The 21,577-nt window shown below is 63.2% G+C and carries 15 protein-coding genes and 1 tRNA gene; 10 read left to right on the top strand and 6 right to left on the bottom strand.

Features of this window, described 5'->3' with window-relative positions:
• The first annotated feature begins 48 nt into the window (after positions 1–48).
• Entirely contained in the window at positions 49–1,023 is a 975-nt protein-coding gene (locus ACVWZA_RS20875; RefSeq protein ID WP_457313367.1) for a CsgG/HfaB family protein, read from the top strand.
• 229 nt (positions 1,024–1,252) lie between these two features.
• Positions 1,253–1,801 (top strand): peroxiredoxin, encoded by a 549-nt coding sequence (locus ACVWZA_RS20870; RefSeq protein ID WP_457313366.1) that lies wholly within the window; start codon positions 1,253–1,255, stop codon positions 1,799–1,801.
• A 195-nt stretch (positions 1,802–1,996) separates the two neighbouring features.
• Here ACVWZA_RS20870 and ACVWZA_RS20865 read toward each other — a convergent pair whose 3' ends face one another.
• From ACVWZA_RS20865 to epsC, 3 genes are all read right to left on the bottom strand, one after another.
• Positions 1,997–2,509 (bottom strand): AAA family ATPase, encoded by a 513-nt coding sequence (locus tag ACVWZA_RS20865; RefSeq protein WP_457313365.1) that lies wholly within the window; start codon positions 2,507–2,509, stop codon positions 1,997–1,999.
• Positions 2,506–3,084 carry a nicotinamide riboside transporter PnuC gene (gene pnuC, locus ACVWZA_RS20860; RefSeq protein ID WP_457313364.1) on the bottom strand — a complete coding sequence of 193 codons (579 nt, stop codon included), beginning with the start codon at positions 3,082–3,084 and terminating at the stop codon, positions 2,506–2,508. The genes ACVWZA_RS20865 and pnuC overlap by 4 nt, the downstream gene beginning before the upstream one ends.
• Before the next feature lie 354 nt (positions 3,085–3,438).
• Positions 3,439–4,398: a serine O-acetyltransferase EpsC gene (epsC, locus tag ACVWZA_RS20855; protein ID WP_457313363.1), complete on the bottom strand. Its 960-nt coding sequence runs from the start codon at positions 4,396–4,398 to the stop codon at positions 3,439–3,441.
• A gap of 169 nt (positions 4,399–4,567) precedes the next feature.
• Between epsC and ACVWZA_RS20850 the strand changes: the two genes are divergently transcribed.
• Positions 4,568–5,884 carry an FAD-dependent oxidoreductase gene (locus tag ACVWZA_RS20850; RefSeq protein ID WP_457313362.1) on the top strand — a complete coding sequence of 439 codons (1,317 nt, stop codon included), beginning with the start codon at positions 4,568–4,570 and terminating at the stop codon, positions 5,882–5,884.
• Positions 5,885–5,953: 69 nt separating this feature from the next.
• On the opposite strand, the gene ACVWZA_RS20845 is transcribed toward ACVWZA_RS20850, so the two are convergent.
• Together ACVWZA_RS20845 and ACVWZA_RS20840 are read right to left on the bottom strand one after the other, a co-directional pair.
• Positions 5,954–7,036: an endo-1,4-beta-xylanase gene (locus tag ACVWZA_RS20845; protein ID WP_457313387.1), complete on the bottom strand. Its 1,083-nt coding sequence runs from the start codon at positions 7,034–7,036 to the stop codon at positions 5,954–5,956.
• A 118-nt stretch (positions 7,037–7,154) separates the two neighbouring features.
• On the bottom strand, positions 7,155–8,213 hold the full coding sequence (locus ACVWZA_RS20840; RefSeq protein ID WP_457313361.1) for an endo-1,4-beta-xylanase: 1,059 nt from the start codon (positions 8,211–8,213) through the stop codon (positions 7,155–7,157).
• A 140-nt stretch (positions 8,214–8,353) separates the two neighbouring features.
• Between ACVWZA_RS20840 and ACVWZA_RS20835 the strand changes: the two genes are divergently transcribed.
• From ACVWZA_RS20835 to ACVWZA_RS20815, 5 genes are all read left to right on the top strand, one after another.
• Positions 8,354–9,148, top strand: a complete 795-nt coding sequence (locus ACVWZA_RS20835; protein WP_457313360.1) for a hypothetical protein — start codon at positions 8,354–8,356, stop codon at positions 9,146–9,148.
• Between the two features lie 546 nt (positions 9,149–9,694).
• Positions 9,695–11,491: a hypothetical protein gene (locus ACVWZA_RS20830; protein WP_457313359.1), complete on the top strand. Its 1,797-nt coding sequence runs from the start codon at positions 9,695–9,697 to the stop codon at positions 11,489–11,491.
• 137 nt (positions 11,492–11,628) lie between these two features.
• Positions 11,629–13,065 (top strand): glycosyltransferase family 2 protein, encoded by a 1,437-nt coding sequence (locus ACVWZA_RS20825; protein ID WP_457313358.1) that lies wholly within the window; start codon positions 11,629–11,631, stop codon positions 13,063–13,065.
• Positions 13,065–14,204, top strand: a complete 1,140-nt coding sequence (locus ACVWZA_RS20820) for an NAD-dependent epimerase/dehydratase family protein (protein ID WP_457313357.1) — start codon at positions 13,065–13,067, stop codon at positions 14,202–14,204. Before ACVWZA_RS20825 ends, ACVWZA_RS20820 begins: the two co-directional genes overlap by 1 nt.
• Before the next feature lie 436 nt (positions 14,205–14,640).
• A tRNA-Pro gene (locus tag ACVWZA_RS20815) sits at positions 14,641–14,717 on the top strand.
• Between the two features lie 110 nt (positions 14,718–14,827).
• Here the strand turns inward: ACVWZA_RS20815 and ACVWZA_RS20810 are convergent.
• The gene (locus tag ACVWZA_RS20810; RefSeq protein WP_457313356.1) at positions 14,828–15,289 is read right to left on the bottom strand and encodes a hypothetical protein; all 462 of its coding nucleotides are present in this window, start codon (positions 15,287–15,289) and stop codon (positions 14,828–14,830) included.
• A 207-nt stretch (positions 15,290–15,496) separates the two neighbouring features.
• Between ACVWZA_RS20810 and ACVWZA_RS20805 the strand changes: the two genes are divergently transcribed.
• Both ACVWZA_RS20805 and ACVWZA_RS20800 read left to right on the top strand, forming a co-directional pair.
• On the top strand, positions 15,497–20,236 hold the full coding sequence (locus tag ACVWZA_RS20805; RefSeq protein ID WP_457313355.1) for a beta strand repeat-containing protein: 4,740 nt from the start codon (positions 15,497–15,499) through the stop codon (positions 20,234–20,236).
• Positions 20,237–20,338: 102 nt separating this feature from the next.
• Positions 20,339–21,481, top strand: coding sequence for a TIGR03032 family protein (locus ACVWZA_RS20800; protein ID WP_457313354.1), 1,143 nt, complete (start codon positions 20,339–20,341; stop codon positions 21,479–21,481).
• Positions 21,482–21,577: the final 96 nt, after the last annotated feature.

Raw genomic sequence — 21,577 nt, 5'->3', positions numbered from 1 at the left:
GTTGCCCAAGGGCGCGAATCATTTTTTTTTGTCAAAAGGGGATGCCAGATGGCTGGAAAGACAATGCTCGCCGGGGCAGCAATGCTGCTGATTACCACGACACCGGCACTTGCCGGCAAGGAACCGAAACAGGCCAAGGCCTCGAACGGCCAACAGCTTCAGCAACAGGCGATGAGCGACGTGCCGCGCTGCTCGCGCAAGCACGGCACTGTGTCGATCGCCGATGGCGACGATCCCTCGGGCTGGACGCAGAACAGCCTGGCACCGCCGCAAAAGCTGCTCCGCGTTCTCGTGCAGCGCTCGGGCTGTTTCAACATCGTCGATCGCGGCACCGGCCTTAACGCCGCCACGCGCGAACGCGACATCGGCGCAGGGCTCGGCCTGCAGCGCCGTTCGAACGTCGGCCAGGGCCAGATCAAGGCGGCGGACTATGTCCTCGTCGCTGAAATCCAGGGCGCGAACAGCAATGTCAGCGGCAATGGCGCCGCCGGCGCGGCGGGTGCCATTCTGGGCGGTCCGATCGGCGGCCTGCTCGGCGGCTTCAAGTCGCGCAAGATGGAGGCGAACACGGTCGTCTCGCTGACCAATGTCCGCACCACAGAAACGATCGCGGTCGAGGACGGCTATGCCGCGAAACGCGACACCAGCTTCGCGGTCGGCGGCGTGTTCGGCGGCGGTGGCGTCGGCGTTGGCGGGATCGGCGGCGGTTATGAAAGCACCGATATCGGCCGCATCGTGACCCTGTCGTTCATCCAGGCCTATTCGAAACTGGTCACTGGCCTGGGGTACATCACCCCCGGCGACGAAGGCACCGCACAAGCGGCGCCGGCCAAGACCTTCACCGCGCAAGGGCCGGTCGCGATGCGGCGTGCGGCAAACCCCAAGGGCGCGATCATCCGCACCCTGCCGGTCGGTTCGATTGTCTATCCCACCGGTCAGCAGAACGGCCTGTGGTGGGAAGTCGCTGACGAAAACGACAATGTCGGCTGGGTGATGAACACCAAGCTCGCCCCCTCGCAGTAAAACTACTCCTCCCCGGCACGGGGAGGGGGACCATTTGCTCCTTCAGCAAGTGGTGGAGGGGGGCTTCCACAAGCGATACGCTTCCGGCTCACCCCCTCCACCAGCTTCGCTGGTCCCCCTCCCCGTGCCGGGGAGGATTTGATTCAACGCCGAACCGTTTTCGCGGGATGGTGATTCAACGCTGCCGGTCGTAGCATGTATCACCCTGCCGGTTCGGAGTTGTAAATCCATGAAATCCATCACCGCACTTTTCGCCCCCGCCATTGCCCTGGCCGCCGCGACCATCGCCCTGCCCGCGTCCGCGGCGCTGCCGGTCGGCGCCAAGGCCCCGGTCTTCACCACAAAGGCCGCGCTCGCCGGCAAGTCGTTCGATTTCGCGATGGCCAAGGCGCTGAAGAAGGGCCCGGTGGTGATCTATTTCTTCCCCGCCGCCTTCACTCAAGGCTGCACGATCGAAACGCATGAATTCGCCGAAGCGGCGGCTGAATTCCACAAGAACGGGGCAACGCTGATCGGCCTGTCCGCCGACCCGATCGACAAGCTCGCCAAATTCTCGGTCGAGGCATGCCGCAACAAATTTCCGGTCGGCGTCGCCAGCGCCACGACGATCGCCGGCTACGACGTCCCGCTCAAGGCCGGCGCAACGATGACCAACCGCACCTCATACGTCATCGCCCCCAACGGCAAAATACTCTTCACTTTGTCGCAGATGAACCCCGCCGGTCACGTCCAGGGCACGCTCGATGCGGTAAAGGCGTGGAAGGCAAGCAAGCGGTAGAAAAACGCCCCTCCATTTCTTACTTCCCCCTTTCTTACTCCCTTCCCATTCTTGCCCCCCTCCCTTCATGGGAGGGGTTGGGGGAGGGTCTCAGCGGCGGGCGGGGCTCGATGCCCCGTTCGACGCTTCGCGCCGAGCGCTGCGCTACGCGATCGCACCCTCCCCTACCCCTCCCATGAAGGGAGGGGAGAAGGCCTAACCCAACCCCGCCGCCTCGATCGCAGCCAGCGCACTGGCAAAGCGCTCTTCCCCCTCGCCCTTCACCAGCGCCCACGGCACCCCGCGCCGGTCGAGCTCGGCCCGGGACAGATCGAAGAAACGCTGCCGCTCCGCCACCGATCCGAACATGCGCGTGCCGTCCTCGATCCAGGGTAAATCGATATCGAACAGCAGATAAAGATCGGCGGTGCCGGTCCACGCATCGAACCACGGATCGCGATACCCGAACAGCATGTCCGCCCATACCGCGGTCATCAGCGGATCGGTGTCGAGGATCAGCAAATCGATGCCGTTCATCGCCCGGGTCAGCCGGTCATGCGTTCGCGCGATCGTGACCAGATCGGCCATGGTGAAATCGATGCCGTGCGCCTCCGCGAAGGTGCGGCCATATTCATCGACCACCGCACCCGACAAATGCCGCGCGAGACGCGGGGCGAGCGTGGACTTGCCCGTGCTCTCCGGTCCGTGAAGGCAGATCGTGCGCGTCATGCCCCAGCCTTGCCCGGACGGCCCCGTTCGGCACGGCGCCAGTCGCGCAGGCCCCAGATCGAGACGGCGAGCAGCACGATATATAAAGCGGATGTCACCCACAGATCCTTCAACGCGTACATGCCGATCGCGACGATATCGACTGCGATCCACAACACCCAATTCTCGATTCTTTGCCGCGACAACAGGATTTGCGCGGCGATGCTGGCCATCGCGATTCCGGCATCGAGCCAGGGCAAGGCTGCGTCGGTGAAGCGGTGCATCAGCCAGCCCCATGCCGCGGTCGCCACCACGATACCACCGATCCAGCGCCCGCGATCGACCGGCAGCATCCGCTCGACCCGGACCTCCCCCACCCGCGCGGCGGACTGCGACCAATGCCGCCAGCCATAGAGATTGATCATCAGGAAAAAACCCTGCAGCAGCGCGTCGCTGTACAGCTTCGCCTGGAAGAATATCCAGGCGTAGATCAGCACCCCGGCGATCGCGAACGCATAATTCCAGATGCTGCGGCGGGCGACCAGCGCGACGTTGATGACAATGAGGAGAGAGGCGATCGCCTCGACCAGGGACATCGACGAGGCGATAGTGCGGTGTTGGTACAACGTCGAGCCGTCTTCCCTCTCCCCTTGTGGGAGAGGGAGGGGCCCATCGCTCTTGCGATGGGAGGGTGAGGGGGACTGATGCGAGTGTCATGCACCCCACTCCCCCTCATCCGACCTCACTGCGCTCAGCCACCTTCTCCCACAAGGGGAGAAGGGAATTAGTGCGTCACCCGCTCCAGCAAGCATCCCGGACGATCTCGGCATCGGCGCCCGGCAAGGGCTGGCCGAGATCGATCAGGCCCGATTCAAGCTTAGCGCCGTTGCCGTTATCTCTCTCCTATGGATGAAATGTCGGCCCGGCGCCCGCCTACGTCAATCGCCCCGTCAATCGTCGCCGGGGAACAGCGGCAGGCGCGGCTGGCCGGGTGCGAACAGCAAGGCGGGCGGCTGCATCACCAGGCTGCCCGGCGGAATGTCGTCGGTTACCCAGACATTGCCGCCGATCGTCGATCCGGCGCCGATCGTCACGCGGCCAAGGATCGTCGCGCCGGCATAGACCACGACATCGTCCTCGACGATCGGGTGGCGGGCGAAGCGTTCGCGCACCGCCTCCCCGCCTTCGACCGGCAAGCGCCGCGCGCCGAGCGTGACGTGCTGGTAGAGCCGCACGCGTGCGCCGATGATCGCGGTCTCGCCGATCACCACGCCGGTGCCATGATCGATGAAGAAGCTCGGCCCGATCGTCGCGCCGGGATGAATGTCGATCCCGGTGCGGGTATTGGCGATCTCGGAAATGACCCGCGCGACGAGCGGCGCGCCGAGCTGATAGAGTTGATGCGCAAGCCGGTGATACATCACCGCCAGCGCACACGGGTAACAGATCAGGATCTCATCGATGCTGCGCGCGGCGGGATCGCCCTGGAACGCGGCGGCGATATCGCTGTCAATCAGGCGGCGGATTTCGGGCAGCGCGGCGGCGAACAGGCGGACGATCGTCTCGCCATGTGCCGCCTCGAAAACATCGGCGCTTTCCGCTTCCCAATAGCGCAGTTCGCGATCCACCTCGGCGCGCAGGATCGCCAGCGCCTGTTCGAGCCGCAGCGCGACGAACAGATCTTCGGTCGTGCCTTCATAATGGCCGAGCCGCAGCGGGAACAGAGCTGCTTCGAGATGTTCGAGCATGAAGCCGACCGCGGTACGGCCGGGAAAACGCCCCGACCCCGCTATGGCATATTGCTGATGCGCCTTGCGCCAGTCGTCGCGCGCGGCACGCAGGCCGGTCACGATCGGCGCGATCGTATCGGCGCTTTCCGTTCGGTCGAGGACAAGGTCGTTTATGGGCATCGCCAATTCCATCATGTCGTTGATTGGCGCAATCTCCACTTAATCAATGGGATTTCAACTGTGGATAGGTTTTCGCAGGCCAAGCCGAACTTTACGCGCGGTCTTTCGGACCTTCCCCCCGCCCCGCTTCCCGCCTAGCATTACGCAAAAGAGCGAGGAGCGGCGTCACGTGCATCATATCGCGATCATCGGTTCGGGGCCTGCAGGATATTACACGGCCGAGGGGTGCCAGAAGACTTTCGGCGCGGATGTCCGCGTCGACATCATCGACCGGCTGCCCGTTCCCTATGGTCTGATCCGCACCGGCGTCGCGCCCGATCATCAGTCGATCAAGGGCGTATCGCGCCGTTACGAAGCGGTCGCGCTGTCCGACACGGTGCGCTTCGTCGGCAATGTCAGCGTCGGCAAGGATGTCAGAATCGAGGAGCTGCGCGGCCTGTACGACGCGGTCGTGCTGGCGACTGGCGCGCCGTCCGACCGGCCGCTCGGCGTGCCGGGCGATGATTTGCCTGGCGTGATCGGGTCGGCGGCGTTTGTCGGCTGGTATAACGGCCATCCCGATTTCACGGTGCTCGGCCCGCCGCTGCACGGGCCTGGCGCGGTGGTCGTCGGCAATGGCAATGTCGCGCTCGACGTGGCGCGGATCCTGGCCAAGACTGGCGACGAATTTATCGGTTCGGACATCGTCGAACACGCGCTGGGCGAACTCGGCGAAGCGCGGTTGCAGACCGTCACTTTGCTCGGCCGACGCGGGCCGCACCAGATCGCGATGACGCCCAAGGAACTGGGCGAGCTTGGCCATCTTTCGCGCGCCGCGCCGCACGTCGACCCCGCCGATCTGCCGTCGGTCGAGACGGATGCCGCGCTCGATCCGGGACAGCGCAAATCGGTCACGCATCTGCGCGACTTCGCCGCGCACCCGCAGGACAAGCCGATCGCAATCGTGTTCGATTTCTTCGCCATGCCGGTGCGGATCGAAGGCGACGGCAAGGCCGAACGGATCATCGTCGAACGCACCGCGCTCGATGCCGAGGGCCGCGCGTCGGGCACCGGCGAGACCTATGCGATCCCTGCCAGTCTGGTGGTCAGCTGCATTGGATACCGCACCCCGCCGATCGAGGGCGTGCCTTATGACGAAAGCCTCGGCCGCTTCGCCAATGTGGACGGCCGCATCGCACCGGGCCTTTACGCGGTCGGCTGGGCACGGCGCGGGCCGACCGGCACGATCGGCACCAACCGTCCCGACGGTTTCCTCGCGGCGGAGAATATCGCCGCCGACCTCGCTGGCGGCGGTCAAGCGGCGGGGGGCAAGACCGGCCGCGCCGGGCTCGACGCCCTGTTGACCGAGCGCGGAGTCGAGGTCGTCACTTTTCGCGACTGGCAGAAGATCGAAGCCGCCGAAGTCGCCGCCGCCCGCGACGGCGCGCCACGCGAGAAGTTCGTCCATGTCGATGCGATGATGGCCGCGCGAAACGGCGACGGCTGAGCCTTTGCCGAAGTCGCTCTTCCCATCGCGCGCCCGGAAACCCGATGGAAACGGCTCCAGCCGCGATCGTCAGGCGGCCGTCACTCGCCGGACGACGTCGCGCATCGGCTTCGCCGCCATCGCTGCGTCGTACAGCAACCCGCGATTGAGCTGGCCGCAATCGAGCGGCGTGCAGGCCAGCGCGGCGATGGTTTTGGGCGATCGTTCCTGCAGCCAGCTATGACGATCGCTCAACCCCCAAGCCACCACGCTGGTTACCGCCGGCTGATCGAGCGCCACGTCGAGCAGCGCCGCGACCGCGTCGGCGACATTGCCGTCGCGCGTGTCGAGCGGGAGCGATCGGTCCGCTTCGAGCACATCGAGTTCGGTGATGGCGATATCGACTCGCATGTCCTTCAACTCGGCGAGGAACCGCGCGATGCGAGGCTGCGGCAGCGAACCCTTGGCAAGTTCCAGATGCCCCTGAAGTCCGACCACATCGAGCGGCACCGCATCATGCTTCAGCCGCTCGACCAGATGCAGCAACGCGGTGCGCCGTGCCTCGTCCACCGGATTGTCGTAGAGCAGGCTGTAATCGTTGATCATCAACCGTGCGTCGGGGTCGAGCGCGCGCGCCGTCTCGAGTGCGCGACGGACATAATCATTGCCATATGCGCGCTGGAAACTGGTGCGGCGCATCCCGCGATGGCCATGTTCGGTGTCGATCATCTCGTTGACCACCACCCATTCGCCGATCGCCCCGCGATAGCGTGGCAGCAAAGACGCGAAATGACGCTCCACCGTGTGCCAGTCGCGCCCGTCCGCCATCTCCGCGCGCGCCCAATCGGGCGTCATCTGTTCCCATATCAGCGAATGACCCCGCACCTGCTTGCCATGTGCGCGGGCAAAGGCCGTGATCGCATCATAATTGCCGTACCACGGTTCGCCGGGGCGCCATTCGACCGCGCTCCACTGCCCATGATATTCGGGCACGAGCAGGTCGCATTCGCCGATAATCGCATCGAGCAGCGAGCCGGCATCAACGAGTTGATCCGGGCGCACCGCCGCACCGAAACGCCGCGCCCGGTCGCCTTGCCGCGGCAGGGCATCGACCAAGGGCCGGGCCGCCAGTCCGACCGAAGTCGGGACGGCGATCAGGGGCAGCGCACACATCGCCACCAAAAGATCGCGCCGAGACGCCCGAATGTCCATGATGCTGCGCAGAAACCCTGTTGTGAAGGATTTCCGTTACGTCATAGGCTGTTAAGGCGGCCGCATCAGGCGTGGTTGCTCAGGCGTTTACCAGTTTGCGACGACCAAGCGCCGTACCGATTACTGCATAAAGGGGCTTGGGGTTGAATTCGGCGTCGAGCGGCAGTCCGCGATTGACGCCGCCGCCGCCCGCCGCATCGAGCCAGGAATATCGATCGCTGAGCCCCCAGCAGGTGAGGCTGCCCATAGCGGGATTGTCGAGTGCGACGTCGAGATAGGCGCGCACCGCCTCCGCCACGCGACGATCCCGCTCGGCGATCGGCAGGGTTGGATCCGCTTCCTTCACGTCCAGTTCACTGATCCGCACTTGCAGCCCAAGCCCGCCAAGCTCGTTGAGGAAATCGCGTAGAATCTTCTCGTCGAACCGCGTCTGATTGGCGAGATCGAGGTGCGCCTGGATGCCGACACCGTCGAGGGGAACGTCGGCCTTTTTCAGACGCTCGAGCAGCTTGAGCAACAGGTAGCGCCTGTCCGTCTGCCAGGGAAGGTCATAATCGAGCCCATATTCGTTGATGAACAGCTTTGCGTTCGGCGCGATGGTGCGCGCGTCCTCCAGTGCGCGGCGGATATAATCCGGCCCGAATATTTGCAGGAACAGCGACGGGCGCAGGCCATCCATCCGGTGCCCCATGTCCATCGGTTCGTTGACCACGTCCCACGTCCGCGTCACCGCAGAGTAGCGCGGCATGACCGACGACAGGAAACGACGCACGATCATCCAATCGGGTTTTTCGGCCAGCGCCTGGCGCGCCCAGCCGGGAATGCTTTGATGCCACAAAAGAGCGTGGCCGTGCATCGTCTTGCCGGTCGCGCTCGCAAAACTCGCAATCTGGTCGGCCGCCCGAAAATCCAGCTTGCCCCGCTCCGGCTCGACCCATGCCCATTTCAGTCCCAGTTCGGGCGTGACGACGCCACAATTGGCGGCGACCGCAGCGCGATACGCAGCATCGGATCGCAGCGCCTCCGCCCGAACCGCCGCGCCGAACAGCATCCTCGCGCGACCGGCGATTTCCTGCAGGCCGGCGGCGGCGATGGCAGGAGCAGCGGCGACCGGTATCGCCGCAATGCCGGCGAGCACCGCGCGTCGAGAAAATCCCGCGTGTCGCGCAACTCGTCTGTGCAATATGCTCGGATCATCGTAGGGATGCGGGATGTCAGGCACCTTGTCGGTTTAGCTGTGTTGTCAGGCACATGTCACGGCGGGAAAAGGCTACGCGAATGAATCCAGGGCTGTGGCTCCGCCTATTGCCGGCATTTCTTGCCGTGTTCGCCTCGGCCGAGGCGCAGGCCGGCCCGTGGACGATGCCCGCCGGCGACGGCCGCGTCATTGTTACCGCGATTTATTCCCACGCCGACAAGACATTCGACGGCAATGGCGACGCCCGGAATGCACCGGTTTACGACCAGTATCAGGCCTATTTTCAGGCCGAATACGGCCTTACCGACGATCTGACATTGTTGCTCGCGCCAAGCCTGCGGCGCGTCACGGTCGAGAATGGCGATAGCTCGACGGGCCTTGGCTACACTGAATTGGGCGCGCGCTATAAGCTGCTCGACCGGAACGGCCTTGTATTTTCCTTGCAGGGCACCGCTTTTATCCCTGGCGTCAAACGTCGTGACGTGGTCGCCCAGATCGGCAGCACCGACCCCCAATATGACGCCCGCGCGCAGGTCGGATATGGGTTCAAGATCGGCAAGACCGATGCCTTTATCAGCGCCGATGGCGGCTATCGCTATCGCGCGGGCGATCAGCCCAACGAAATCCATTCCGACGTCACATTCGGCGTCCATGCGACCAAGCGGCTCATGTTCATCGCCAATTCCTACAACACATGGTCGGACGGCCGCGGGCGAAACATCTTTCCTTCCTATCGTTACAGCAACATCTATGCCGGCGGCGTTTACGACCTGAGCGATCGCGTCTCATTGCAACTCGGCGGCTTGGCTACGGTGTCGGGCCGCAATGCGCTGCGCGAGCGCGGCATTTACACCGGGCTGTGGGTGAGATTCTAGGAGCGCGTCACAATTATTGGAAGAGGCTGGGCGGGCCCGCCCTCCCCCGAACGTGCGATTGGGAAGACCACGCGGAATGTAATCATCAACGCCTTGAATGTCGTCGCGACCGCGCCGGGATTGGTGCAACGAATAACATAACAAAATATCAGATGCGGTGAGTTCGTCGATGATGCCGAGTCGCAGTTTCATCCCCAAGAATGACATGAAACAGCGGCCGGCAACGGCCTTAATCTCTTCGTTCTTCGGCATATCATTAATTTCTTGCGCATCGGATCGATGGTGTGGATTCACAAGGTCGCGATAGACCATGGCTCGACTGCCATTGCACGCAGCGGTTCATCTGGCCGCGTTTCGCGCATGACTGGTCCCGCTTCCGCACTGCAGCATTGACCGATTGCACCAAAATGGCTGCTGAATCGTTACTGGTTAATGCGGATCGATCGGACTGACGGTTTCGCGCCGAAGGGGGACGAATATAATATGGCGACAAACCGTTCGCGTTGGTCAATTGCAAGCGTTGCAACTTTCACTATACCTCTGATATTGCTGGCTGACCTTGCAAACGGGCAGCCGCTCGCCCAACCGATCGACAGCGCGGCCATCGCCACGCCGACGGTGGCGCTCGCGTCGTTAGGCTTTCGTCAGGGTATCGATTTTTCTGGACTGGAAGGACGGCAGGAACTGTTTTTCCAGGTGCCGGCCGGCCTGCGATCCTATTCGCTCCGGCTGGTGCTACCGTTCCAGTCGGTCGCCGCCATCCCGGTCGCGCGACGATTAACCATCCTGACGCGCAACAGGGTGTTGGGCACAGCGGCGATCGATGCGAACGGAACGATCGACATTCCGATCCCGGCCGACGCAATCGACGGCGGCGTCTTGCCTCTGACCCTGATCTATAGCGGCGCGGCAACACCCAACCGGTGCTACGATCGACGCGCTGCGGCCGATCATCTGCATCTCGATCCCGGCGGCGGACTCGTGCTTGGCATCGCGCGGGATGCCGTGCTGCCGATCGCCACAGTCGCCGCGTTGATCGGCAATGAGCCGACGATCATGGTCCCGGCACGTCCGAGTACCGCCCAGGCCGCGGCCGCGTTGACGGTGATCGCGGCACGTGGCGGAGGCCGGCTTTCGCTGTCACGCCCAACCGGCCTGGTGAGCTATGTCGAGATTGCCGGCGAGGGCGGTCCAGCCCTGCGCGCAACCCGCGATAACGGCACTGCGGTGCTGATGCTCGGCGGAAAAGACCCTGCCGCCAGTGCTCGCGCAGCGTTCTCCGGCAAACCGGGATGGCTGGCCGGGTCGCAGATCGATCGGCTGACGATACGACCGCACCGATCCGACACGCTCACCTTCGCCGACCTTGGTGCCGATCTGGGGGCAACCTCGATCGCTGGCGAGGGCGGATGGTCGTTCGCCATCCCGGCATCGCGGCTGCCCATGGCGCAGACGATCGCGGGGCTGGCGATCGACGTCGCCGCAGTCCCGATCGATCCGGCCGATAGCATTTCGGCGTGGTTCAACGACATAATGCTGGGCAGCGCGCCGCTCGATCGATCTGGACGAACACGGCTTGACGTACCGATACCGGAGGGGTCGACGCATAGCCTGAACGGCGTCGCGGTGCGGATCACTCGAGGCCGGCGCGACGATTGCGGCGATACCCCGCGCGGATGGCCCGCGCAGTTGCTCGGCTCCAGCGAAGTACGCTTGCGCGCTGCCGGACCGGCCCGCGATTTCCACGATTTCGCGCGGGCCAGCCATGACGGCGTGACCGTCGTTGTACCTGGGCCAGGCGCACTTCCGCTTGCCGCAAAGGTCGTTGCCGGGCTGCTCGACAGGACGGTGCCGATCAGTGTTTCATGGGGTCGAATTCCGGATGCGGGCCCATATATTCTCATCGCCGACGCACCGCCGCCGGGCGCAACGCCGCCGCTCGGAACGCTGGATGGGCGGCTGATGCTCACATCGGCCGATGGAGAGGCCGACTTCGATCTGCCGGACGCCGGGGAATCGACAGTCGCGCAACTATTCGAGTCCGGCGGACGAGTTATCCTGTGGATACGTCCGGCCAAATCGGGCGTGCCGCAAACCATTTGGCTAGATCAGGGCAACGTGGCGCTGATTGCCGCCGACGGCGTGGTCACGCCGATATCGACCGTGCGCAAGCGCCTGGTGCCGGCCATCGTCAGGCCCGACACCCTGCCATGGTGGGACGCGAACCGCCGCCTATTGATGGCAATCGCAGGCTTGCTTGCGGCCATCGCGATCGCCGCATGGTCGTTCCGTCCTTCGGTGAAAAAGCCACGGCCGGGACAGGAAACGAGCGACAAGGGGTAGCATGTGAAGATGCTCGTCACCGGTCCGGCCGGGCGTTTCGGATCGCCGTCGTGCGATCGATCGCCCGCCGGCGAATGCTATGGAAAGCTGCGTCTTCACCGTCGCGGGCGCGTCGTCGTGGCGGCGATCGTCCAAGCATGATGGTAGATTTCGCCGACCCCTGGACCAGCCTGTTGTGCCTGATTTTCATCGGCACGCAGTTGCTCTACGCGGCCGCCTTTGCCGTCGATATATATATTTTCCGTTTGCCGGTGGACCGCGTCGATATGGCGGAAGAGCGGCTTCTGCGAGCTGAGGACTATCCGAATATCGTGCTGTTCTATCCGGTGCTGCGTGAACTCGAAGGGACGATGCGCACCACCTTCATCAGCCTGCGCCAGCTGCGTTATCCGGCGGACCGGTTCCGCGTCGTGTCGATCCCCAATGCCAGCGACCGGGAAACCATCGCCAGCCTGCGCCGGTTACAGGCCGAATTCGATTTTCTCGAGGTTATGGAAATCCCCGCAACCAGCGATCCATCATGGTCGGTGGTGTGGGACGCCTGGTCGCACAATCCCAAGGCCTATTGGTGGCACGACGGCCCACGCGCTGGTGAGCGCGATCTGCCGCCCAAAAAGACCCGTCAGCTGATCTACGCATTCTACACGCTCGCCGATCGGGAACGCGGCGCGGACGATTTCCTGGTCAATTATATCGACGCCGACAGTTGCCCCCCGCCCGACCATCTGATCGCGGCGGCGATCGGCATGCGCCGTTTCGACGTGCTCCAGGCAAGCAATATCGCGGGCAATCTCAATGACACGCTGGCGGCAAGCTGGCATGCCTTCGACCATATGGCCTGGGACGGCCGCAAGTACCAACATCTGACCGCGCATGGCCGCCAGCCCTTCTGGGTGCTGGGAAAGGGCCTGTTCTTTCGCGCGTCGGATCTCGTTGCGCTAGGCGGTTTTCACCCGTGGATCACGATCGAAGACCCCGAAGTGGGCTTGCGTTTCTGGGCCAATGGCAAAAGGCTCGGCTATATCGAAAATCCGCTGATCGAGGAGGTGCCCTCGACCTTCGCCCACGGCATCACGCAACGCAAACGCTGGGTGGCGGGGTTTTTCCAGAGCCTCGACGCGCCGCTAAGGGCGCTCGGCTATTCGTGGCGCGACCGGGTGAAGGCGTGGATGATCTTCCTTCCCTGCCTCAGTTATTGTATCAACCCGATCGGCCTGTCGGTCGGCGCCTGGGCGATGTGGCGTTTGCTGTCTGGAACGGGCCCGCTGCCTCTTTGGACGATCATCCTGTCCTCGGCGAACGTCTTGGCCTGGCTGTTGTCGCTCGTCCTGCTCTATCGCTCGATCTGGATCCGTACCGCACTGGTGTTGGAGCGTCGGCGCGACCGGCTGCGCTATCTGGTGCGCTGCAACCCGCTCGCGCTGCTGATCTGGGGGCTGATCTGGATCGCACCGCTGTGGATCGGCTGGCGCATGTACCGCAAGGACGGCGGCCTCGTCTGGGAACGCACCGAAAAAATCAACGCCAACGCACGGCTCGTGCGCCGCAAGGCAATTGAGGAAGAACACGCTTGATGACCGGTAAACATGCACTGATCACGGGGGGCGCCGGCTTTATCGGCTCGCACCTGACCGACACGCTGCTCGAGCGCGGCTATGAGGTGACGGTGCTCGACGCGCTGCTGCCGCAGGTCCATGCCGATACGCCGGTCGATGATCAGGGCTGGCCGACCTATCTCAATCCCGCCGCGCGGCGCATCCACGGCACGGTGCTTGACGAGGCGGTGTTTGCCGAGGCGCTGGACGGCGTGACCCATCTCGTCCATCTCGCCGCCTCGGTCGGGGTCGGGCAGAGCATGACCGACATCGTCGACTATACCCGCAACAACGCCATGGGCGCCGCCACCATGCTGCAGGTGCTGAGCCGCGGTGAACATGTGGTCGAACGGATCGCGGTGGCGTCCTCGATGTCGATCTATGGCGAAGGGGCCTATCGCAACACCGCGACCGATGAACTCGTCACGCCGCTGCCGCGGCCGGGCGAACAACTCAAGGCGCAACAATGGGAATTGGTCGCCGATGGCGAAAAATTGCGTCCTGTCGCGACTGCCGAGAACAAACCGCTCCAGCCCGGGTCGATCTATGCCATCAACAAGCGCGATCATGAAGAGATGTTCCTGATCGTCGGCCGCGCGCTCGACATCCCGACCGTCGCGCTGCGCCTGTTCAACGCCTATGGTTCGCGCCAGGCACTCGGCAATCCCTATACCGGAGTCGCGGCGATCTTCATCGCGCGATTGCTCAATGATTCACCGCCGATGATCTTCGAGGACGGCGAACAACGGCGCGATTTCATTCATGTCGGCGATGTTGCCGAAGCCTTTGCGACGGTGCTGGAAAGCGAGGCGCGGATCTGGGACGCGTTCAACGTCGGCAGCGGCGATGCGATCACCGTACGCGAGATCGCGCATACGCTCGCCCGCCTGCTCGGCAAGAATATCGCGCCGGAGATTCTCGGCCGCTATCGCGTCGGCGACATCCGCCACTGCTTCGCCGACATATCCGGGATCAAGCGGGCGTTCGGCTTCGCGCCGAAACACGATTTCGAAACCGGGATGGCCGAACTGATCGACTGGGTCAGGACCGCCGAAACGCCGGAGGACCGATCAGGCACGAGCATGGCCGAGCTGGAGCGTGGCGGGTTGCTTGTCTAGGCCTTTGGTCTTGAGATTGGTGGCGCGGTCCTGACGCAATTGGCGGTCGGTCCAGGGGTGCCTGGACTTGATCGTGCGGCGATCACGACCAGACGTCCACACAGGTTTGCGCAGCGGATGATTTGCCCGGGCAGCGCTCGGTTATAATCCGGGGATAGTTGCGGCGCCCGCCGGTGAGAGGTCCGCGCTGACGGCGATATTCGGCGTCAGATCATCGATCTCAAAAACTATAGCGCGAGCTTCCCGAAGCACGCCGTTACGTCGCCCTCGGGTCGCCGGTATTCATGCACCGGCCGCATGGTCGGGAACCGGCGAACGACCGTAACGCACGCCGGGGCACCGCCTTGTCGGCGGCCCGGCCATCGATCGCCCCACCGGCCACTTTTAACTTGATCGGCGAACGTCGCCCCGCTACGCGCTCGCCCCTGCAATGTGTCGGGGCGTGGCGCAGTCTGGTAGCGCACTGGTCTCGGGGTCCAGGGGTCGTAGGTTCGAATCCTATCGCCCCGACCATTGCAGCGATTGGCACGGGCGAGGCTCGACGCCCCGAACCCGACGGTCCGAACCTGCTTTCGCCGACCAACTTATCTGTACACTTCGTCCCCGTGAGACCGCGAGGCAGGTTACTTCTTGCCCGCTGGCGCCACGACAGGCTTTTTGGCCGCCCCTCGCGCATCGGCAAAGATCGCGGTCAAGGCAAGCTTTCGGTCGGCTGGGGGCAAGGATTTGATCATGGCGAAGGCCGACATACGGATCGACGCCGTCGCTGCTGCCTCGGCTTGCCGGCGCTGGTCGATCAATCGCGCGGCGGCGTCGACATCGAGCGTCGGCGCGGCGACGACGCTTTGCAACGCCACACGATATTGCTTTTCAGCTTCGCCGTCGGCACGTGCCTGAGGCAATAATGTCTGATTCAGATAGCGCTGAAATAGCGGACGCCCCTCGGAGGACATATGCTGCAGGACCATAGTGAATAGCGACGCCGCCGACGCCGGAGCGGAAGCCTTCGACGCGGGCGCGGCCTTGGCCATAGCCGGGCCTGCCGGCAGGTCCATGGCGGTGGCGAACAGAAGCAATGACAGCATTACCAGAACCTCGATTTCTTTGATCCGACCATTCTGCGCCGGTGCCGAGCATTTCCGCAAGGCGGCAGGATCGTCGCCCACAAACCCCACGAACACTGCAGGCCGGCCCGATCATTTATGCAGAAAAGTCCTCTAAGTCCATGTTGACGAGTGATTTATTACTGATACACATAACCGTAACAGGGTACGAAAAGGGGCTTTCCGACCATGAAGACGTTTTCACGCGGCGGGCGGAGCATTGCGCGCAAATTGCTGACGGGCACGGCGCTGGCCGGTGTCGCTGCGAGCGCATTTATCGCAGCACCGGCATTCGCCGATAACGAATGCGGCGTAACGACTCTCGGTACGGTAACCTGCACGGCCGCGGGCAACCCCTTCCCCAACGGCATCACCTATTCGACCCCGCCGGTCGATCCCGCTGACGATCCCGGCCTCGATCCGACCGCGCCGGTCTATGACCTGACCGTGAACCTTGGCGACGGTGTGGCGATCAACAGCGGGCCCAACACCGGCGTGGCGATCTTCGGCTTCAACGATGGCTCGGCGACGCTCAACTCGTTCGGCAACACCAGCATTTCCGTTACCGGAGTCGGCGCAACCGGCGTGATCGGCAACACCAATTACGGTGACCTGACGATCAACACCGACAGCATCGTGACCGATGGCCGCGCCTCGCAGGGGATCAATGCGGTCAGCAACACGGGCGACATCACGATCGACGCCACCTCGATCGTGACGAACGGCAACAGCTCGCTCGGCATCAGCGTCAATGCCTATGCCGGCGACATCGACATCACCGCCGGTTCGGTCACTGCAAATGGCTATTATGTCGGCGGTATCTACGCCTATGCTGGCAACGGCAATGTGACGATCGATGCCGGGACCGTCGCGACGACGGGCGGCAGCGTCGCCGGTATCGGATCCGACGCCATCAGCGTTCGCGCGCGGGGCGGCTCGATCGATATCGCTGTGGATACCGTTTCGACCGAAGCCGATTATTCCAACGGCATTCGTGCCGTTTCGTTCGGGACCGATGCGGCGGTGACGGTGACGGCCGGCGATATTACGACCAATGGCTTCGCTTCGAATGGCGCGGTCGTGCAGGGCGACACTGCGTCGCTGACGGTCGATAACATCACGACGTCCGGCGATTACAGCTATGGCGCGGTGATGTTCAGCACCGGCGCGGGTGGCGCGACGTTCGTCTCGACCGGCGCGATCTCGACCAGTGGCGTAGACTCAAACGGTGTCTTCGTAAAATCCTATGGCGGCGGCGACGCCAACATCACCGTCAATGACGTCTCGGCCACCGGCGATTCGTCCCCCGCAGTTTATGCCTATGGCTATAACGCGAGCGTCACGGTCAATGGCGACGTATCGACGGAGGGAACCGCGTCGCGCGGGGTCGAAGTCTTTGCTTATAACGGTGTCGCGACGGTGACCAACAATGGCTCCATCAGCACGTCGGGCGATAACAGCATCGGCGTTGTCGCGACCGGCATTTATGGCTCCGTCGTCGACGGAGCAGGGTCGGTGACGACCAACGGCGCGAACTCGACCGGTATCCTGGCGCGCTCGGTCATTGGCGATGTTGACGTAACCTTGGGCGATGTGACCACGACCGGTGACGGCTCAAGCGGTGTCGTAGCCATCAGCTATTTCGGCAACGCTTCAGCTATTTCGACCGGCACGGTTTCGACTGCGGGCGCAAATTCGACCGGTGTCTATGCGGGCTCATTCTACGGCGTTGGCGATGCCACCGCGACGGTCAACAATGTATCGACGACAGGCGACAATTCGGCCGGCATTGCGATCTATGGTTACAATGCCGCTGCCAATGTGAATGGCGATGTGTCCACGGCCGGCGCCAACTCAACCGGTGTTTCAGTCTACGCGATTGGCGGAGCCGCCGATGTTGCGAACAACGGCTCCATCACGACCACCGGTGCCGGCAGCGGCGGCGTCAGCGCAATCGCCTATGGCGACGTTACTGTCACCGGTACTGGATCAGTCTCTTCGACCAGCACCGGCATCGACGCCTATAGCCTGACCGGCAATATTGACATTACACAGGGTGATATCGCGACCAGCGAAGCGGGTGCCGATGGCGTCCATGCGGAAACCGCAAACGCGCTGTATACGGCCGGCGACATTACCGTGAACGTCGGTGCAGTCGATACCGCCGGCGATTTCGCCGATGGCATCGATGCCTCCGCGATGAACGGCGGCAATATTGCGATCACGCATGGCGCGATCACGACGACCGGGGAACAGTCCTTCGGTGTGGCCGCAATTGGCCTTTACGATGTCAGCGTCACCGGCACATCGGTCGCCACGACCGGCTATAATGCGGCCGGTGTCTATGCCGTCAGCATCTTCGGCGACGTCACCGTCGATGAAGGCACGGTCAGCACGACGGGCGATTATTCGCCCGGCATCGTTGGCGCATCCTATTTCGGCAACGTCGCCATCACGGCCGACAATGTGTCGACATCGGGCTATTCGTCGGACGGCGTGTTCGGCATCGCGATCAATGCCGGTAACACCGACATCACCGTCGGAAATGTCACGAACACAGGCGACAACTCGATCGGGGTTCGCGCTCAGGCTGCTTATGATGCCTCGGTCACGGTTGCCGGCACGGTGCGGACCAGCGGCTACGCCTCGGACGGCGTCAACATCTATGCGATAGGCGCCGGATCGGTAAACAACGCCGGCGCAATCATTACCGCTGGTGAGGATTCGGACGGCATCGATATCCAGACGATCTATGGCGACGTTACGGTCACCGGGACCGGGTCCGTCACGACCACGGGCGACTTCTCGACCGGCATCATCGCGCGAACCTATTACGGCGAGATCAACATCGCCACGGGCAACGTCACCACTGCCGGCCAGTTCAGCGGCGGCATCGATGCCTATGCTTCGGCCGGTGTCACGGTCACCGCAGGCACGGTCCGTACGACAGGCGATAACGCGATCGGCATCAACGCCGGCGGCTTCTACAGCGTCGCTGTGACGGCAGGCACCGTGTCGACCACGGGTGCGAACGCGAACGGCGTCAACGCCGCCAGCTTCGGCGGAGATGCCATCGTCAATGCCGGATCGGTCCAGGTATCGGGTGTCGGATCGACCGCGATTAGGGCGTTCGGCTTTGGCGGTGGCGCCAATGTCAACGTGACCGGATCGGTTCGTTCGAACAGCGGCACGGCGATCAACATCATCGCCAGCGGCGGCGGCGGTGGCGGCGGTGCCCCTGTGGGCGACCCCGCGCTCGATGGTATCGCGCGTCTTACTGTCGGCTCGGCAGGGTCGGTACAGGGCGGCACCAATGCGGTGACGGTCTCGTCGTTGAATGGCACATTCATCACCAACAATGGGTCGATCACCGGCGGCACCGGCTATGCCATACAGGCATCGGGCGGCGCGGCAACGATCAACAACAATGGCAATTTGACTGGCCGCCTGTTGCTGACCGGCAATGCCGATCGGTTGACCAATACCGGTACCTTCACCCTGATCGGCAACAGTGATTTCGGCGCCGGCAGCGATACGCTGACCAACACCGGTACCGTCCGCCTCGGCACCGCCGCAGCTACGCAAGCGGTGTCGCTGCTCGGACTGGAAAGCTTCGCGAACTCCGGCCTGGTCGACCTGCGTAACGGTCGTGCGGGCGACACGCTGACGATCGCCAATTATGCGGGTTCCGGTGCAGCAACGCTTGGGCTGGACATCGCCTTCGGCACGACGACGGCGACGGTGGATCGCCTGAACCTGACGACTGCGACGGGCAGCACATCCGTGGTGCTCGCGCCGCTCAATGCGCCGGCGATCCTGATCCCGGCCACGACGATCGTCCAGGCGACCACCGCATCCTCGCCAACCGCCTTCACTCTCGGCGCTGGATCGCAAAACATTGGCCTGATCCAGTTTGGCGTGGCCTACAACCCAACCGCTCTGGCCTATCAGCTGATCAGCGCGCCAAGCGCCACGGTCTATCGCCAGGCGAAACTGGGCGAAGGTCTGGCATCCGTGTGGAACCGTTCCGGTGACGCGGTTACCGCGCATATGTCGGCCGGCCGCGACGCGGGCTGGGGCACGCCAACCTCCGATTCGACCGGGCGGGTGTGGCTACAGATGTTCGGAGAGGTCAATACGCGCGATGAAACGGGTAACTTCTCCTTCAACGGCCTGGCCCAGAACAATGTCGATCTCGGCTACAAGCAGGATGCATTTGGCGGCCAGATCGGCGTCGATGTGCTGGGGTCGGCCAGCGACGATGGCGGCTTCAGCATCGGTGTCTCGGGTGGTTATCTGAGCTCGACGATGAACTTCCGCGGCTATGGGGATCGCTTCGATATCGAAGCCGTCAACGGCACGGTCTATGGCGCCTATCAGGCCGGCGGCTTCTTCATCAATGGCCTCGCCAAATATGATCATGCGTGGATCAACACGCGCGGCAATTTTGCCGGCTTCAACCTCGACACCTCGGCCAATACCTGGGGCGGCAAGCTCGAAACCGGCTTCCGGGTTGGTTCGGACAGCTTCTTCTTCGAGCCAGCAATCAGTGCCGCCTATACCAGCACCGACGTCAAGGATTACGGCACGCTTGGCGGCAGCTTCGACTTCGATAACTTCACCGGGTTGCGCGGCAAGGCCGGCGCGCGGATCGGTGGTTCGACCGGCCTGAGCGAAACGTCCAAACTGGTATTCTATGCCGGTGCTGCGGCGGTGCACGAGTTCAAGGGTGACGATCAGGTGCGCTTCACCAGCGGAGCACAGACCATCGCCTTCTCCAACGATCGCCTTGGCACCTATGGCCAGGGCACGCTGGGCATCAACATCGTGACCGCCGGCGGGGTCACCGGCTTCATCGAAGCACATGGCGAATATGGCGACGATTATAAGGGTGGCGGTGGTCGCGCCGGTATCCGCATCAAGTTCTGAGAATTTGGATATGTAGGGCTCAGACCCTAGTGAATGGGCTCGCGGCTTCCACGTCGCGGGCCCATTTTTCCGCAGGTAACGGCCAATGAATTGGAATCCGTCATGAGCAACCCCACCGCCGGCGTGGCCCCAGACGCCCCCACCCTCGCATCCGCCCTCTCCGCCGATACCGCGAAGAAACCCGCAGCGCCCGGTTCGAAGCAGCCCAATACAAATATATCGGTATCGCGCGGTTTTGCCGACTGGCTTCGCAGCAACAAGCTGAGCTTCGCATTCACCTCATATCAAACCGGTCAGCTATTTCTGGTGGGTGTGGCGCCGAACGGCACGGTTTCGTTCAACCAGCAGAGCTTCATCCGCGCGATGGGCGTCTGTTACCAGCCCGGTCGACTGTATCTTGGCGCGCTGCATCAGATCTGGCGTCTGGAGAATATCCTGCGGCCGGGGGAACTGGGCAACAAGAGCTTCGACATGGTGCTGGTGCCGCGCAACGCGCAGACCACGGGCGATGTCGATGTGCATGAAGTCGGCACGGACTCTGCCGGGCGTGTGATCTTCGTCAACACGAAATATAGCTGCCTGGCGACGCTCGACCTCAACCACAGTTTCCGGCCGCTGTGGAAACCCAAATTCATTTCAAAGCTTGCGCCCGAAGACCGCTGCCATCTTAATGGCATGGCGGTGGTCGACGGCAAGCCCCGTTATGTCACCGCCGTCAGCCGCAGCGACATCGTGACCGGCTGGCGCGAGCGGCGTCACGAGGGTGGTGTGCTGATAGAGGTCGAGACCGACCGCGTGGTGACCGATCAGTTGTCGATGCCGCACAGCCCACGAGTCTATGGAGACAGCGTCCTGACGCTCGATTCAGGCCGGGGACAGATCATCCGGATCGACCCGAAGACCGGCGAGCGTACCGACATCGCCTTCTGCCCGGGCTTCCTGCGCGGAATGTCGATCCATAATGGACACGCTCTGGTCACGGTGTCGAAGCCACGCAACGGCACCTTTGCCGGCCTTGCGCTGGATGACGCGATGAACGAGCGCGACGCGGAACCCTGGTGCGGCGTTCTGATCGTTAATCTCGCTTCCGGCGATATCGTCGAATGGGTCAAACTTGAGGGATTCATCACCGAATTGTTCGACGTGACCGCGATGCCCGGTGTAGTCTGCCCGATGTCGGTCGGCCCGGACACGCTGGAGATCCGCTCGACGATCAGCTTCGATCCGGTAATTGCCAAAGCGTAACAGAGGTGGCTCGGGGATTTTGGACAGAGCGTTTAAGTGGAGTTTCTGCCTGAAGGTGGCCAGTGTGGCTGCCGAACAGGAGATCAGATGACGAAG

Source organism: Sphingomonas sp. UYAg733 (assembly GCF_054057355.1).
Note: the sequence above shows the minus strand (reverse complement) of the source record. Positions and strands in the feature narration are given on the sequence as shown.

Coding starts and splice junctions, on each gene's coding strand:
- ACVWZA_RS20825 (WP_457313358.1), top strand. CDS start 11,629: ATGATGGTAGATTTCGCCGACCCCTGGACCAGCCTGTTGTGCCTGATT.
- ACVWZA_RS20800 (WP_457313354.1), top strand. CDS start 20,339: ATGAGCAACCCCACCGCCGGCGTGGCCCCAGACGCCCCCACCCTCGCA.
- ACVWZA_RS20865 (WP_457313365.1), bottom strand. CDS start 2,509: ATGACGCGCACGATCTGCCTTCACGGACCGGAGAGCACGGGCAAGTCC.
- ACVWZA_RS20835 (WP_457313360.1), top strand. CDS start 8,354: ATGAATCCAGGGCTGTGGCTCCGCCTATTGCCGGCATTTCTTGCCGTG.
- epsC (WP_457313363.1), bottom strand. CDS start 4,398: ATGCCCATAAACGACCTTGTCCTCGACCGAACGGAAAGCGCCGATACG.
- ACVWZA_RS20810 (WP_457313356.1), bottom strand. CDS start 15,289: ATGCTGTCATTGCTTCTGTTCGCCACCGCCATGGACCTGCCGGCAGGC.
- pnuC (WP_457313364.1), bottom strand. CDS start 3,084: ATGTCCCTGGTCGAGGCGATCGCCTCTCTCCTCATTGTCATCAACGTC.
- ACVWZA_RS20845 (WP_457313387.1), bottom strand. CDS start 7,036: ATGTGTGCGCTGCCCCTGATCGCCGTCCCGACTTCGGTCGGACTGGCG.
- ACVWZA_RS20875 (WP_457313367.1), top strand. CDS start 49: ATGGCTGGAAAGACAATGCTCGCCGGGGCAGCAATGCTGCTGATTACC.
- ACVWZA_RS20870 (WP_457313366.1), top strand. CDS start 1,253: ATGAAATCCATCACCGCACTTTTCGCCCCCGCCATTGCCCTGGCCGCC.
- ACVWZA_RS20820 (WP_457313357.1), top strand. CDS start 13,065: ATGACCGGTAAACATGCACTGATCACGGGGGGCGCCGGCTTTATCGGC.
- ACVWZA_RS20805 (WP_457313355.1), top strand. CDS start 15,497: ATGAAGACGTTTTCACGCGGCGGGCGGAGCATTGCGCGCAAATTGCTG.